Annotated in this window: 12 protein-coding genes; 5 read left to right on the top strand and 7 right to left on the bottom strand. The window is 71.2% G+C overall.

All coding sequences use genetic code 11. From position 1 onward, the window contains the following. Positions 1-392: 392 nt before the first annotated feature. A complete protein-coding gene (locus ACIPN7_RS11145) occupies positions 393-1025 on the bottom strand; it encodes a TetR/AcrR family transcriptional regulator (protein WP_400541273.1) in 633 nt (210 codons plus the stop codon). 79 nt (positions 1026-1104) lie between these two features. Here ACIPN7_RS11145 and ACIPN7_RS11150 point away from each other — a divergent pair, with 79 nt between their 5' ends. From ACIPN7_RS11150 to ACIPN7_RS11160, 3 genes are all read left to right on the top strand, one after another. Beyond that, positions 1105-1830, top strand: a complete 726-nt coding sequence (locus tag ACIPN7_RS11150) for an SDR family oxidoreductase (protein ID WP_400541276.1) — start codon at positions 1105-1107, stop codon at positions 1828-1830. A gap of 57 nt (positions 1831-1887) precedes the next feature. Further along, complete coding sequence (locus ACIPN7_RS11155; protein WP_400541279.1) at positions 1888-2952, top strand: aldo/keto reductase; 1065 nt, start codon at positions 1888-1890, stop codon at positions 2950-2952. Between the two features lie 181 nt (positions 2953-3133). Beyond that, positions 3134-4318, top strand: coding sequence for an acyl-CoA dehydrogenase family protein (locus ACIPN7_RS11160; protein ID WP_400541282.1), 1185 nt, complete (start codon positions 3134-3136; stop codon positions 4316-4318). Here ACIPN7_RS11160 and ACIPN7_RS11165 read toward each other — a convergent pair. Next, complete coding sequence (locus ACIPN7_RS11165) at positions 4282-5253, bottom strand: GlxA family transcriptional regulator (RefSeq protein ID WP_400541285.1); 972 nt, start codon at positions 5251-5253, stop codon at positions 4282-4284. The two genes, ACIPN7_RS11160 and ACIPN7_RS11165, sit on opposite strands and share 37 nt — an antisense overlap. Positions 5254-5323: 70 nt before the next feature. On the opposite strand from ACIPN7_RS11165, the gene ACIPN7_RS11170 reads away from it, so the two are divergent. After that, positions 5324-6289: an NADP-dependent oxidoreductase gene (locus ACIPN7_RS11170; RefSeq protein ID WP_400541288.1), complete on the top strand. Its 966-nt coding sequence runs from the start codon at positions 5324-5326 to the stop codon at positions 6287-6289. Positions 6290-6440: 151 nt separating this feature from the next. On the opposite strand, the gene ACIPN7_RS11175 is transcribed toward ACIPN7_RS11170, so the two are convergent. Together ACIPN7_RS11175 and ACIPN7_RS11180 are read right to left on the bottom strand one after the other, a co-directional pair. After that, positions 6441-7397 (bottom strand): NADP-dependent oxidoreductase, encoded by a 957-nt coding sequence (locus tag ACIPN7_RS11175; protein ID WP_400541291.1) that lies wholly within the window; start codon positions 7395-7397, stop codon positions 6441-6443. A gap of 129 nt (positions 7398-7526) precedes the next feature. Further along, positions 7527-8942, bottom strand: a complete 1416-nt coding sequence (locus tag ACIPN7_RS11180) for an FAD-binding oxidoreductase (RefSeq protein ID WP_400541294.1) — start codon at positions 8940-8942, stop codon at positions 7527-7529. A 207-nt stretch (positions 8943-9149) separates the two neighbouring features. On the opposite strand from ACIPN7_RS11180, the gene ACIPN7_RS11185 reads away from it, so the two are divergent. Beyond that, positions 9150-9773, top strand: coding sequence for a TetR/AcrR family transcriptional regulator (locus ACIPN7_RS11185; protein WP_400541297.1), 624 nt, complete (start codon positions 9150-9152; stop codon positions 9771-9773). On the opposite strand, the gene aroQ is transcribed toward ACIPN7_RS11185, so the two are convergent. The 3 genes from aroQ to ACIPN7_RS11200 form a co-directional block, all read right to left on the bottom strand. Then, positions 9763-10287 (bottom strand): gamma subclass chorismate mutase AroQ, encoded by a 525-nt coding sequence (gene aroQ, locus ACIPN7_RS11190; RefSeq protein ID WP_400541300.1) that lies wholly within the window; start codon positions 10285-10287, stop codon positions 9763-9765. The two genes, ACIPN7_RS11185 and aroQ, sit on opposite strands and share 11 nt — an antisense overlap. 14 nt (positions 10288-10301) lie before the next feature. Beyond that, positions 10302-10931: a nitroreductase family protein gene (locus tag ACIPN7_RS11195; protein ID WP_400541303.1), complete on the bottom strand. Its 630-nt coding sequence runs from the start codon at positions 10929-10931 to the stop codon at positions 10302-10304. A gap of 191 nt (positions 10932-11122) precedes the next feature. Next, complete coding sequence (locus ACIPN7_RS11200) at positions 11123-14209, bottom strand: alpha-mannosidase (RefSeq protein WP_400541306.1); 3087 nt, start codon at positions 14207-14209, stop codon at positions 11123-11125. Positions 14210-14282 lie beyond the last annotated feature (73 nt).

Consider the following 14282-nt stretch of genomic DNA (forward strand, 5'->3'; position numbering starts at 1 on the left):
AGACCGGCCCGAGCATGCGCCGGCCATTCCAGGGCACGCGGCGCCTTGCCAGGCGGAACCCGCTCGGCGCAGGTACTCGGTCAGCACTGGAGCTGACGCCGGTCGCATTCCGTCAGTACGGAGGGTGGCGGCCTCGTCCCGAACGGCTTGCCAGGACGAGGCCGCCACTCTTCGCCGGCGTGTCCTGCGGCGTACGCGTCGCGCCCAAGCAGTTCTCCTGGGCGACCACGGCGAGAAGGCCGTCGATGTGGCCGACGCTGATCGTTCTGTCGCTACCGCCCGAGGTGGCACTACGGCTGGAGCTGCTGAAGCTTGAAGCGGGATGCCATATGGCCGTCCAGACACCACACAGGGTCGGTGAGGACAGGCGACCCGGACTGTGGGTCACGGCCTCACGGAGCCGAGCAGCGCGGCCTCAGCCCGTCGATGACGAGACCGAACATGCGATCGAGCTGGGCGTTCTGCTCGGGCGCGCCGGCCACGGAAAGCACTCCGGCGAGCATGCCTCCGACGTCGACAGGGTCGACGTCGCCGCGAAGCTCGCCCGCCGCGGCGCCGGCCTCGAGCATCATGCCCAGGACTCCCTGGACCTCATCGCAGACCGGACCCGTCCCGAAGCGCCCGGAAGCGCTCATCGCGACCAGGGCTTCGCAGATGCCCCGCCGCTCACCCGCCCACTCGGCGAAGCGCAGCATCCACGCGTGCAGGGCCTGCACGGGCTGCTCCTCGGCCAGCAAGGTCAGCGCGTCATCGCGCAGGGAGCGGACCTGGTCGCGATAGACCTCTTCGACCAGATCCTCGCGTGTGGGGAAGTGCCGGTAGAGGGTGCCGCTCCCCACTCCCGCACGCCGGGCGATCGCGTCCAGCGAGACCGCCTGCCCCGAGGCGAAGACCTCGGCCGCCGTGACGATCAGGCGCTCGCGGTTGCGTCGGGCGTCCGCGCGCAGAGGGGTTGCTTGGGGTGTCATGACCTTCGCGTCCTGAGGTGTCGGGGCGAGCCAGCAGTGAAACGGGGACGTCTCCACTTGAGTGTACAGTGCGGTAAGCGGAGACCTCCCCGCTTGGTGACGACGTCACCCCGGCTCACTCCAGGAAAGGCACACCATGCCCGTAGCACTCATCACCGGCGGCACCACCGGGATCGGGAGGGCGACCGCCGAGCTCCTCCACGCCCGCGGCTACCGAGTCGCAGTCACCGGACAGAACCCTGACTCGCTCGCGCGAGCGAGCCGTGAGCTTCCCGACGACGTGCTCGTCGTCCGGTCCGACGCACGCGTCCTGACCGACGCCGACGCCGTCGTGGCGACGGTGGCCGAGCATCTCGGACCCATCGACGTGCTGTTCCTCAACGCCGGGATCTTTCGGCTCGCACCCGTCGCCGACGTGACCGAGGAATCGTTCGACGAGCACGTCGACGTCAACTTCAAGGGCCAGTACTTCACCCTCCAGAAGGCCCTTCCGCTCATGAACGACGGCGGATCGATAGTCCTCACCGTGGGGGTCGGGTCCCGTCGTGGCAGCCCCGGCGCCGCCCTGGGGGCGGCGACGCGCGGTGCGCTGCTCGCGATGCTGCCCTCGCTCGCACTCGAGCTCGCGCCGCGCAGGATCCGGGTCAACGCCGTGAGCCCCGGGGCAACGGACACCCCGCTGTTCGACAAGCTGGGAGTTCCTGAGAGCGGCAGGGCCGCCATGCGCGCGAGCATCCCGTTCGAGCGCTTCGGATCCAGCCAGGAGGTCGCGGAGGCGGTCGCCTTCCTCGCCTCGGACGCCGCGAGCTACGTCACCGGCCAGGACCTCGCCGTGGCCGGCGGGTACGGGCTCCGCGCCTGACTCCTGGCGCGCACCAGGCCACATCCATCCTCAGCAACACCATCGCAGGAGAACACCATGACACTCACGCTCGACACCTACCGACAGCTGGGCCGTTCCGGCCTGCGCGTCTCGCCGCTCGCGCTCGGGGCCGCCACCTTCGGCAACGACTGGGGCTGGGGTGCGGAACAGGACGAGGCGCGGAGGCTGTTCGACCTCTACGTCGAGCACGGCGGCAACTTCGTCGACACCGCGGTGACCTACACCGACGGCACGTCGGAGCGCATGCTCGGAGAGTTCGCGCGGGGCAGGCGAGACAGCCTGGTCCTGGCCACGAAGTACAGCACGCTGCGCAGCCCGCACGACCCGAACTCCGGCGGCACCAGCCGGAAGAGCCTCTTCGGGGCGGTCGAGACCAGCCTGCGGCAGCTGAACACCGACTACATCGACCTGCTCTACCTGCACGTGTGGGACCCGGCCACACCCGTCGAGGAGGTCCTGCGCGGGCTGAACGACCTGGTCCAGCAGGGCAAGGTCCTCTACGTGGCCATCTCCAACACGCCGGCCTGGCAGATCTCCCGCATGCAGACGATCGCCGACCTGCGCGGCTGGTCGCCGCTGGCCGCGCTGCAGCTGGAGTACAGCCTGGTGGAGCGCACCGGGGAGCGTGACCTCATCCCCATGGCTCAGGAGCTGGGGCTGGGGACCGTCCTGTGGTCACCGCTCGCCGGAGGCGTGCTCACCGGCAAGTACAGCCGCCAGGACCTGACCACCGCGCCGTCCGGCACGGGCGAGAGCGTCCGCAAGAGCTTCAACCTCGCCCTCGGCGGAGTGACCGAGCGCAACCTCGCGATCGTGGACACGGTCAAGGAGGTCGCCGGCGAGCTGGGCCGCACGCCCGCCCAGGTCGGCCTCGCCTGGGCCCTGCAGCAGCCGGGCGTGACGGCACCGATCATCGGGGCTCGAACGTCCGAGCAGCTGCAGGAGAACCTCGGTGCCCTGGACGTCGACCTCGACCCGTCCCACCTGGCACGCCTGGACGAGGTCAGCGCGATCGAGCCCGGCTTCCCCCACGCCATGCTCGCGAGCGAGCACATCCGGGCCCAGACCCGCGGCGACCTGAAGATCCAGGCCCGCCGCTGACGGCCGCGCCGCACCCACTGATGCGGCATGCACCCCACCGCCGTCGCGGTGCACCGGCGGCGTGATTCCGTGCCAAGATGGGTCCGCGGTAGTAGACGTACTCGTACGTCTACTACCGCGGGACGAGGGGACGCGCCCTCGCTCCCCGGCACATACCGCTCACCCTCCAGGAGATGCTCCAATGACCACGACGGACACTCGTTCCACAGACATCGAGGAGCTGCTGACCGCAGCCCGGTCGGCGGTACCGGTTCTCGCCACCCATGCGGGCCGCGCGGACCACGACCGACGGCTACCCGCCGAGAGCATCACCGCGCTGCGGGACGCGGGCGCGTTCGCGCTGGCCACGCCGACTCGGTTCGGGGGCCTGGAGGCGGACCTCCCGACCACCGTCCGCGTGATCTCCGAGCTGGGCCGCGGCTGCCCGTCCTCGGCGTGGCTGGCCGCGGTGAACGCCGAGGCACAGGCGGCCTTCACGCCGCTCATGTCCGACGAGGTGCTCACGGAGTTCTACGCCGACCCTGACACGCGGCTGTGCGGTGCGGGGAACCCGCCCGGCCGCGGGCAGCGAGTCGCCGGGGGCGTCCGCGTCTCCGGCCGGTGGCCTTACGCCTCCGGCAGCGAGGACGCGCGGTGGGCCATCGCTCCGGTCCTGGTGAGCGCCGAAGACGGGCGCCCCGAACTCGTCATGGTCCTCGCGCCGACGTCGGACCTGGAGGTCGATCGCACCTGGCAGACCGCGGGCATGCGCGGCACGGCCAGCCACACGCTCGTGGCCGACGAGGTGTTCGTTCCCCAGGCACACGTTCTCCCGGTGCCCACGGGCCCGAACGGCGCACCGGACCTGTTCGCCGGACGGTCTGCGCGTCCCCTCGGCGGTGGCGTCACGCTCCTCGCGTCGCTGGTCGGAGCCGCTCGCGGGGCACTGGACGCCGTCGGCGCCGTGCTCCACGAGCGCAGGCCGCCGATGTCGCAGCACGACAGCCTGGCGGCCTCACCCGGCGCCCGGCAGTGGTTCGCGGAGGCCACCCACCTGATCGAGAGCGCTCAGCGTGACCTGGTGCTGCTCGCCGCGGAGATCGAGCAGCTGGTCGCCGAGCCCACGCTCGCCGACCGGACCACCACAGACCTGCGCATGCGGCTGAGCTCGGTGGTCCGGCGGTGCCAGGAGGGGGTGAACCTGCTGCTGGACCTGAACGGAACCTCTGGCTTCGCGCTCGACAACGCACTGCAGCGCTTCTGGCGTGACCTGCATGTCGGCAGTCGCCACGTGCAGTTCACCACCTACCTCGCGGTGGAGCGCCACGCCGAGCAGCTGGCGATGCCGGCTCAGGCCACGACAGGCGCGGTGAACGTGCGCCGGTAGGAACCGGGCGCCACGCCGAGCGTGGCGTGGAAGTGCTTGCGGAGCAGTGTTCCGCTGCCGAACCCGGCGGCGGTGGCGATGTGGTCGACGGTCAGGTCCGATGTCTCGAGCAGGCGTCGCGCCCTGTCCACCCGGCGCTGGATCAGCCACTGCGCCGGGCTCTCGCCGACCTCGGCGCGGAAGCGGCGGGAGAAGGTTCGCACGCTCATGTTCGCGTGCCGGGCCAGATCGGGCAGGCCGATCGGCTCGTCGAGGTGGGCCAGTGCCCAGGCGCGCGCCCCCGCGGTCGACGAGTCCGAGTCGATGGGCAGCGGGTGCTCGATGAACTGGGCCTGGCCACCGTCCCGCCAGGGGGCGACGACGCATCGCCGTGCCGCACCGTTGGCGACCTCGGCACCGTGGTCGCGCCGGACGAGGTGCAGACAGAGGTCGATCCCGGCAGCGCCGCCGGCAGAGGTCAGCACCTGCCCGTTGTCGACGAACAGCACGTCGGGGTCAACCGACACCCGTGGGAAGAGATCGGTGAGCGCCTGGCACAGCGTCCAGTGGGTCGTGGCGGTCCGACCGTCGAGCAGACCGGCCGCCGCGAGCACGAACGCCGAGGTGCAGAGGCTGACGACGCGACTGGAGGGCCGGACGAGACGGAGCGCGCCAAGGATCTCGTCCGGCAGCGTACCGGTCGCCAGCAGCTCGGACGTCGGCTCCTGCGTCGCGATCACCACCGTGTCCGCCCGGGCGAGCAGCCCCTCGTCGTGCTCCACGGCGATGACGAAGTCCTGGCTGGTGCGCACCGGGCGCCCGCCGAGCGAGCACGTGGACACGCTGTAGAGGTTCTTGCCGTCCGCGTCGCGAGCCTCTCGGAACACCCGGGCCGGGATCCCCAGGTCGAACGGGATCACCCCGTCGAGGGCGAGAACGGCTACCTGGTGAGTCATGGCCCGAATGTTACGTCCGATGTCCTTCTGGCTACTACCCCGCGCTCTCGGGCCAGCCGATGCTGAACGCATGCCTACACAGATCAGCACCATGCGCGCAGTCGTCCAGCATCGTCTCGGTGGCAGCGAGGTCCTCGCGGTCGAGACGGTGCCGCGGCCCGTGCCTCTGCCCACCGAAGTTCTCGTCCGTGTCCACGCGGCAGGGGTGAACCCCGTCGACTGGAAGACCCGGGAGGGACATGGCATGGCCGGCGTCCTCGGCGAGCCGCCGTTCGTCGTCGGCTGGGACGTGGCCGGGGTCGTCGAGGAGGTCGGGTTCGGGGTCACGACCCTGGCCGTCGGGGACCGGGTCTACGGCATGCCATGGTTCCCGCGCGCGGCAGGCGCGTACGCCGAGTACGTCACCGCGCCGGCGCGACAGTTCACGCACGCACCGACCTCGCTGAGCGCCGTGCAGGCCGCGGCCGTGCCGCTCGCGGCCCTCACGGCGTGGCAGGTACTGGTCGACACCCTGCACGTACAGCCGGGGCACCGGGTCCTGATCACGGCCGGCGCCGGAGGGGTGGGGCACTTCGCGGTCCAGTTCGCCCGCCACCTCGGCGCGCACGTGGTGGCGACCGCGAGCGCGGCGAACCACGAGTGGCTGCGTGAGCTCGGCGCCGACGAGGTCGTGGACTACCACGACGCCGGGTACGAGACCCGGATCAAGGACCTCGACGCGATCGTCGAGCTGGTCGGCGGCGACGAGGGCCCGCGGCTGGTCGCCGGCCTCCGCCCGGGCGGCACCATCGCCGCCGTGCCCGGCGGGGTGTCCGAGGAGCTCGCCGCCGCGGTCACGGACGTCCACGGCCACGCGTCCGCGTTCCTCGTCGAGCCGGACGCCGCGGCACTCGCGCGCATCGCCGAGCTGATCGATGCCGGCGAGGTGCGGGTCGAGGTGGCTCGGACCTTCCCCCTCGAGGAGGCCGGCCGAGCGCACGAGCTCGGCGAGACGAACCGCACCCGCGGCAAGATCGTCCTGACCCTCGACGCCTGAGGAGACGCCGTCACCGGCCACGCCGCCCGAGAGGCGCCCCTGCCGAGCACCAGGCTCGAGCGCGGCAGGGGCGCCCTCGGTCATGCTGCTCCGCCCAGGTCGATGCCGTTCGTGAGCGCGTGCGGATCGGCTGCCGGAACGGGCAGACGTGTCAGCGGCTGGTCGTGTCGATGACGATCTTGCCGCGTACACCGCCCTGTTCAAGGCGCCGGTGCGCGGCCGCGATCTCGCGCATGGGGAGCACGTCGTGGACGACCGGGTGGATCGAACCAGACTCGACGAGCCCTGTCAGGCGCTCGAGGTCGGTCGGAGTCGGGTCGTTGCTGAACGTTGTCAGCCGTGTTCTCCTGTCGAGCCCGCCGATGCCAACGGCAAGCGCGGAGCGGATGGGCCGTCGTGGGTCGAGGGCGAGCGCCACCATGACGCCCCCCGGAACAAGGAGTCGGCGGAAAGCCCGGAGCTCGGTGCCGACCAGGTCGACGATGACGTCGAACGCGGCGAGGTCTTCGGGTCCGGTCGTTCGGTAGTCGACGGCCTCGTCCGCGCCCAGACCGCGGATCCACTCGACGTTGTCGGCCGCGACGAGGGCTGTGACGTGTGCGCCGATCGCTGCGCCGAGCTGTACGGCGACGACACCGACACCGCCGGATCCCCCTCGCACGAGGAGCCGCTGACCTGGACGGAGGTCGGCCGTCACGGTGAGTGCGTGCAGCGCGGTCGTCCCGGAGGCCGCGAGCGCAGCCGCTTCCACCTCGGAGACGGTGCTCGGGGCAGTCGCCACGCGCCGCTCGGGAACGACGACCCGCTCGGCGACGGCGCCGAACGTACCGTGCGGGACCAGGCCCCACACCGTGTCGCCGACCGACACCCGTTTCACGTCCTGTCCGATCGCCGTCACCGTGCCCGCGAAGTCCACCCCGCTGCCTGCGGGCATCCGCTGGCGGAGTACCCGCCGGAGGTGACCGGCGCGGACCGGCAGCTCGCCGCCACCGACGCTCGCACCACCGACGGCGACCTCCACTTCTCCTCGGCCCACCTGCGGGACCTCGACGTCAACTTCACGGAGGACCTCCGCCGGCCCGTAGGCCTCGTACCGGACAGCGCGCATCGTCTCTTCTTTCTCACTCGATCACTGTGGTCACTGGACTACCCGGGGCCCGCGTGCCCTCCCTGGTCGGGACGCGCCCGCTGTCACGCCGGCGGCTCTCCGACGTCGCACACGGAGCGCACCGCCCGATCACCGCGCGTCATCCGTCGAACGGCCCTTCTCCGCCCGGGTGGGGGTCGACGACTCCGGCAGGGCGATCGCACGGAAGACACGGTCCGGGTCGAAGCGACGCTTCGCGGTGAGCAGCCGCTCGGCGTTGGGACCGTAGGCATGCGCGATCTGCGGGGCGTCGTCCGGCCCGAGCAGGTTGGGGTAACCGCCGGGCAACGACTCAGGCTCGAGCGCCCGGGACACGTCGTCGGCCCAGGCGCGATGCTCCGCCGCCCGGGTGTCCGCGGGCTCCCAGATGGCGATGGTCTCGACCATGAGATGTGGGGTGCGGATGCCGAACACGGTCTCCGTCACGGGAACTTGCGCTGCCGCTCCGTGCAGGCTGTGCACCGACACGGCCGAGGCGGGCGACGTCAGGGTCGACCCTGCGAGGTGCAACGCGCCGCCGACCCCTGAGGTGAGCGACGGTACCGACCGCGTACGGATCGCGACGTGCCGACCGAAGGGGAACTGCGCGTCGATCGCACCGAGCATCGCGGGCAAGGTGGTGGTGCTGACCTGGGAGACGAGCGGGGTGCCAAGGGCTTCGAGCCGCGCCAGCGCACGTTCTCCCGCGGCGGCGTCTCCGCTCCAGGTGGGCGAGACGAGGACCACCGGCGCTCCGTCAGGACCTCCGAGCACACCGAACTGCGTGGTCAGCTCGTCCGGGCTCTCCGCAAGGAGATCGGAGAGCCCGGGCAGCACGGTCTGCGCCTGCGTCCACGGGAAGAGCATCAGGCCGGACATCAGTGCGGGTACGGCATGGAGCCGCACGCGCATGGAGGTGACCACGCCAAAGTTGCCCCCGCCGCCGCGCAGGGCCCAGAACAGCTCCGGCTCATGATCGGCGTCCGCGGTGACGACGGAACCGTCGGCCAGCACCACCTCCGCCGACAGCACGTTGTCCAGGGCAAGCCCGAACCGGCCGCTGAGCGGTCCGTAGCCGCCGCCGAGCGTCAGGCCGACCATGCCCACGGAACCGGTCGTACCGGTCACGGGCACCAGGTCGAAGGCCGCGGCCGCCGCGGCGACGTCGGCCGCCGTGGCCCCTCCCGACACCTCCGCGACCTTCGCCGCCGCGTTCACCGTCACTCGGCGCAGACCGGAGAGATCGATGGTCAGGCCGCCGTCGCTCAGCGCCCTGCCCGCCCAGTCATGACCGCCCCCGCGCACGGACAGCGGCACTCCGGTCTCCCGGGCTGCCAGCACCGCGGCGGCGACGTCGGACACGTCGGCGCACCGGACGACGACGCTCGGCCGGGCCGACACCGCGCCGTTCCAGATGTGCCGCGCCGCGTCATGGTCCGGGCCGGTGGTGGCCACCGTCCCGACCCGGACGGTTCGCCGGAGGATCTCGACGAGTCGGTCGATCTGCTGAGCGGTCGGTGCTGGCATGGGTTCCTCTTTCATCGCGTCTGGGTGCGGGTGACGCCGCACGCCGGGGCGTCCCGATCGGGGTGCACGCCCCTGGCAATGTAGACTGACTAGTACGTCTACTGCACGGTACACAGCGCCCGCCACATCACGCAACCGGGCGATGTGCGCTTGGCGTAGGCTGATTTCCCACGCCATCCGGTATCTAGACGGGAGCAGGTCAGCGAGATGAGCACCACGACATCGACTTCGACCGCGCCGCGGAGCGCCGCCCACACCGGCGCCCTTGCGCCCCGTGAACGCATCCTCGAGGCAGCGACCGTGCTTTTCTATGCGCACGGGATCCGTGCGGTCAGCGCCGACAAGATCATCGACCGCGCCGGGATCACGAAGGTCACCTTCTATCGCCACTTCCACACCAAGGACGATCTCGTCGTCGCCTACCTGGAGCGCCAGGCGGCCCGGGAACGCGGCGCGCTCGACGACATCCGAAACGCTGCCGCCGATGCGGCCGAGGCGTTCCGGTCCTTCGCCGAGCTGATCGGTACCGCGAGCTGCCAGCCAGGTTTCCGGGGCTGTGCCTTCATCAACGCTGCCGCCGAGTACGCCGACGCGGACAGCGCGGTGCGGAAGGTGGTCGCCGACCACCGCGCCTGGTACCGGGCGACGTTCGCCGAGCTGCTCGGTCAGCTCGGCGTGACCGACACCGACGACGCGTCCGACGAGGTGCTCATGCTGCGTGACGGCGCCATGGTGGCCGGCTACCTCGGCGAGGCACCCCGGGTCGCCAGGGCGCTGTCCGCGGCCATCTTCGCCGTCGCGAGCACGCACGGCGCCGCCATCACCAGGTAGCCCGCCGCCCGCACACCGTCGAGGTCGCACCCTGCAGCGCCTGTCCGTGCAGCTCGTCCAGGCCGTAGCCGACACCGGCCTCCAGCTCGGCACGCGCGAGCGAGTGCTCGCAGAGCCCCGTGAGTCGTCGTAGCTCCTCGGTCGCCGCCAGATGCTCGACGAGCTCGACAGTCATCCGATCCAGCTCCGGCCGGACCTCAGCGGCCAGATCGGGGTGCCGGGTCGGCGCCAGCCCGGGATTCCGCGTCCACAGGTCGTGCAGGCCGCGCTGGATGAACTTGCTCGCCTCGATCTGTGCCCGGAAGAACTCGAGCGCCTCCTGCCTGTCGACACCCGCCACCTCGGCACGGGCCACCGCATCGTCCAGCACTCGCCGTTCCCGCTCAGGCTCCTCGATCGGGGAATCGGTACCGAACTTGGCGGCAGCCACCTGGTCGGCAAGCAGGACCCGTCGGGCCGAGAGCCCGACCAAGGGGATCAGCTCGTCGGGCAGCGCGCGTGACTGAGTGGGCATGGTCTCCTTCTCCTCTACCAGCGATTCCAGTGGCTGAAGTTCCTGTCATCGGCGCGCGAGGCCGGCTTGAACTCGGTGCCGATCGTGTAGGCGACAGGGATCAGCGCGACCTGGACGGTGGTATCGAACGGGAGGCCGAGCAGATCGGCCATCTCCCGCTCATAGGTGAGGTGAGCGACGGTCCACGCCGTTCCCAGGCCCCGTTCCCGCGCAGCGAGCATGAAGCTCCAGGTTGCGGGAACGACCGAGCCCCAGTTGTGCGCCTGCCCGCGGATCGAGCTGAGCTCCTCGCGGCGAGCGACCCGCACCACCGGGATCATCAGCACCGGCACCTCGTGCAGATGCTGGATCAGGTGGCCGAGACTGCCCCGGATCCGCCCCCACTCCGACGAGGCAAAGCTCATCCGGGTCGGAAGTGGAGCGGAGCTGTGCTCGTCGGGCGCGCCGGCCATGAGCCCGGCGCGCCAGATGTCGGCCACCTTCCTCTTCGTCGCCTGGTCGTCGATGAAGACGAAGTCCCACTGCTGCTGGTTGCGGCCGGTCGGTGCCTGGGTGGCGACCTTCACGGCCTCCTGGATCAGCTCCCGCGGAACAGGCCGGGTCAGGTCCAGGCGCCGGCGGACCGCGCGCGTGGTGGTGAGCACCTCATCGGCGGTGAGGCCGAGGGACCGGTGGTCCGGACTGCTGCTGTTCACGCTCTGCTCGCTCTCCACGTTGAAACATCGTGACGGTCGACGCCTAGATAGACTGACTAGTCACTCTACTCGTCGTGACGGTACACATCACCCGTTGCCCGGCGCAACTACGCTCCCCCTCGACCGAGGCCGCCTCCCGCTCAGGAGGCCGTCCGCACGCGAAGGGTCACGATCTGGAACGGGCGGACCTCCAGGGTGATCGGCTCCCCGCTCCGCCAGGTCGGCTCGCCCAGGTCTCGCTCGAGAACGTCGGTCCGCGACGCCGAGGAGTACGGCGCGTTCAGCCCGACCGTGACCGCCGTCCGGGCGCCCTGCGCCTCGTAGAGGCGGACGACGAGGTCGCCCGAACGGTCCTCCGCCAGCTTGACCGACTCCACGAGGACGGAGGGCGACGAGACCGTCACGATCGGCTCGACGGCGTGGCCGGAGCCTCCGCGCACGACGCGGGGCGGGAGGTTGAGGCGGTAGCCGGCCGCCGCCGCGTCGAGCATCGTCCCCGCGGGACCGATGGTGGTGCGGAAGACGTGGGCCCCCTGGTCGGCGTCGGGGTCCGGGAACTTCGGCGCGCGCAGCAGGGACTGGCGGATCAGGGTGGTCGTCCCGCCGTCGTCGCGCGTCGAGCGGGTCACGTCGTGCCCGTAGGTGGACGCGTTGGCCACGACCACACCGAAGCCGGGCTCTCCGGCGTGCACCCAGCGGTGGGCGACCGTCTCGAACCTCGCCACGTCCCACGAGGTGTTCGCGAAGGTCGGACGCATCACGTGCCCGAACTGGATCTCGGAGGCGAAGTGGTCGGCACGCACGTCCACGGGGAAGGCGAGCTTGAGCAGCTTCTCCTGCTCGTGCCAGTCGACGGCCGTCTCGATCTGCAGCTCGCCGCCGTCGACGGCCAGCCGGTAGCGCTGGACGATCGTGGAGCCGCCGTGGGTGTGCGTCACGGTCAGGGCGTCCTCGACGACCTGGACCGACTCCGGCGCGCGCAGCTCGGTGACGACGTTGGCGTAGGTGCGGTCGATGTCCCACGCCTCGAACATGTTCGGGCGGTCCCGGAAGACCTGCAGCAGTGCCGCCTGCTCGCCGGCCGGGATCAGGTCGCGGCCCGACGGGACGTCGACCAGCGAGATCAGCAGTCCCGTCGCGTCGAAGGACGCGGAGATCCGCGCGTTCTCGATGCGGTAGCCGCCGGCGACGGCGGCCGGCGGGACGTTCGCCGGCGCGCCCGGCTCGGGCGGGGCAGTGACGGACGCGCTCAACGGCGCCACGTCCCCCTCCGCGACCGGCGCCGCGTTGAAGACGACCGTCGCGTCCCCGTCGCCGGCAAGCGCGTGCTGGGCGGTCGCGATGAGGCCCTCCAGCTCCTCGCCGACCCGCCGGTAAGCCTCCTCGGCCTCCTCGTGGACCCATGCGATCGCCGAGCCGGGGAGGATGTCGTGGAACTGCTGCAGCAGCACCGTCTGCCAGATCGCGTCGAGCCGCTCATAGGGGTAGTCGAGCAGGCCGCGGACGGCGGCCGTCGCGCTCCACAGCTCGGCCTCCCGCAGGAGGTGCTCGCTGCGCCGGTTGCCGCGCTTGGTCCTGGCCTGGGAGGTGTAGGTGCCACGGTGGGTCTCGAGGTACATCTCCCCCGTCCAGACCGCGGGACGTGCCAGGTTCGCCTTCGCCTCGGCGAAGAAGTCGCCCGGCGACCCGAGCGTCACCCGGGGAGAGCCTTCGAGGTCCCGGGTGCGGTGCGCGGCGGCGATCATCTCGCGGGTCGGCCCGCCGCCGCCGTCGGACCAGCCGAACAGGGTGACGGAGGTGTTCGACGTCGCCTTCTCGGTGTGCTGCCGCTGCGCCTTGGCGAGGTCGGCGGCGCCGAGGTCCGAGCCGTAGGTGTCGTTCGGCGGGAAGTGCGTGAAGAGCCGGGTGCCGTCCAGGCCCTCCCAGAGGAAGGTGTGGTGCGGCATCCGGTTGGTGTCGTTCCAGGACATCTTCTGCGTGAGGAAGCTGTCGGTCCCGGCGGAGCGGGCGATCTGCGGGAAGGCCGCGGTGAACCCGAAGGAGTCAGGCAGCCACGCCTCGCGCGAGAGGGTCCCGAACTCACGGAGGAAGAACCCCTGCCCGTGCACGAACTGGCGCACCAGCGCCTCGCCGCCCGGCATGTTGGTGTCGCTCTCGACCCACATGCCACCCACCGGGACGAACCGGCCCTCGGCGACCCGCTCGCGGATGCGCTCGAACAGCCCCGGGTAGTACTCCTTCACCCACGCGAGCTGCTGCGCGCTCGAGCAGGCGAAGACGAAGTCGGGGTCGACGTCCATCAGGTCCAGGACGTTGGAGAACGTGCGTGCGGTCTTGCGCACCGTCTCGCGCGTGGGCCACAACCAGGCGGAGTCGAGGTGCGCATGGCCGACCGCCACGATCGAGTGCGCGGTCGCGGAGGCGGGCACGTCGAGGACGGCCGCGAGCTCCCGCCGGGCCGCCGCCACGCTCGCGGCGACAGCGTCCGGGTCGATCGCGTCGCACATCCTCTCCAGCGCCCCGAGGATCTCTGCCCGGCGCGGGAGCGTCGGCTCGAGCTCGCGCACCAGCCCCGTCAGCGCGGCGACGTCGGCCAGCAGCGCGTCCACCTCCAGATCGCGCTCGACGAGCACGACGTCGCGCAGCGTGTAGACGGGCTCGGAGCCGGCCGTCGACCTGTGGCCCAGGCGCGCGATGTGCGAGGTGCCGGCGGGCAGGAAGGTCCCGGGGAGCGCCGCCGCCATCCCTGCCGCCGGGGTGGGCGGTGCCGAGGCGAAGAAGTGCTCGAGCATGTTGGGGTTCGAGGCCGCCTCCACGAAGAGGTCGACCGAGTCGCCGTCGACGTCGACGACGTGGTTGAACGGCTCGACGCCCTTGACGATCGTTCCGTCCGGCCGGTACAGGAGGCCCTCGGCCTGGAAGGCGGGCATCAGACGCGAGAACCCGAGGTCGACGAAGAGCTGCACGGCCGTGCCCGGCCGCCGCCAGCCGTCCGGCACGGAGCCGGTGACGTGGAACCACGTGGTCCCCCAGGGCTTGCTCCAGGCCTGGCCGACCTCGAACGGCGTGAACTCGTGCCGCACGGCCTCCGCGAAGGGCACGGGCTCGTCGGGCACCTCCCACGCCGTGATGCGGACGGGTGCCCTGCGTGGGAAGAGGGCGGGTACCAGGAGGTCGCGGACGGTGTTGTTGACCCGGTGCTCGACCTGGACGGCGTTGTCGTTCATGAGGGCACCGTAACAGAAAAGCTCCACGTGGAACTTTTTGCGCTGATAGGTTGAGGCCCGGCCAACATGGAGG

This window comes from Promicromonospora sp. NPDC090134 (genome assembly GCF_044746965.1).
Taxonomy (GTDB): Bacteria; Actinomycetota; Actinomycetes; order Actinomycetales; family Cellulomonadaceae; genus Promicromonospora.

Bases quoted from the DNA above. Each gene is read 5' to 3' on its own strand.
- ACIPN7_RS11200 (WP_400541306.1), bottom strand. From the start codon at position 14,209: ATGAACGACAACGCCGTCCAGGTCGAGCACCGGGTCAACAACACCGTC.
- ACIPN7_RS11150 (WP_400541276.1), top strand. From the start codon at position 1,105: ATGCCCGTAGCACTCATCACCGGCGGCACCACCGGGATCGGGAGGGCG.
- ACIPN7_RS11180 (WP_400541294.1), bottom strand. From the start codon at position 8,942: ATGCCAGCACCGACCGCTCAGCAGATCGACCGACTCGTCGAGATCCTC.
- ACIPN7_RS11165 (WP_400541285.1), bottom strand. From the start codon at position 5,253: ATGACTCACCAGGTAGCCGTTCTCGCCCTCGACGGGGTGATCCCGTTC.
- ACIPN7_RS11160 (WP_400541282.1), top strand. From the start codon at position 3,134: ATGACCACGACGGACACTCGTTCCACAGACATCGAGGAGCTGCTGACC.
- ACIPN7_RS11170 (WP_400541288.1), top strand. From the start codon at position 5,324: ATGCCTACACAGATCAGCACCATGCGCGCAGTCGTCCAGCATCGTCTC.
- ACIPN7_RS11155 (WP_400541279.1), top strand. From the start codon at position 1,888: ATGACACTCACGCTCGACACCTACCGACAGCTGGGCCGTTCCGGCCTG.
- ACIPN7_RS11185 (WP_400541297.1), top strand. From the start codon at position 9,150: ATGAGCACCACGACATCGACTTCGACCGCGCCGCGGAGCGCCGCCCAC.
- ACIPN7_RS11175 (WP_400541291.1), bottom strand. From the start codon at position 7,397: ATGCGCGCTGTCCGGTACGAGGCCTACGGGCCGGCGGAGGTCCTCCGT.
- aroQ (WP_400541300.1), bottom strand. From the start codon at position 10,287: ATGCCCACTCAGTCACGCGCGCTGCCCGACGAGCTGATCCCCTTGGTC.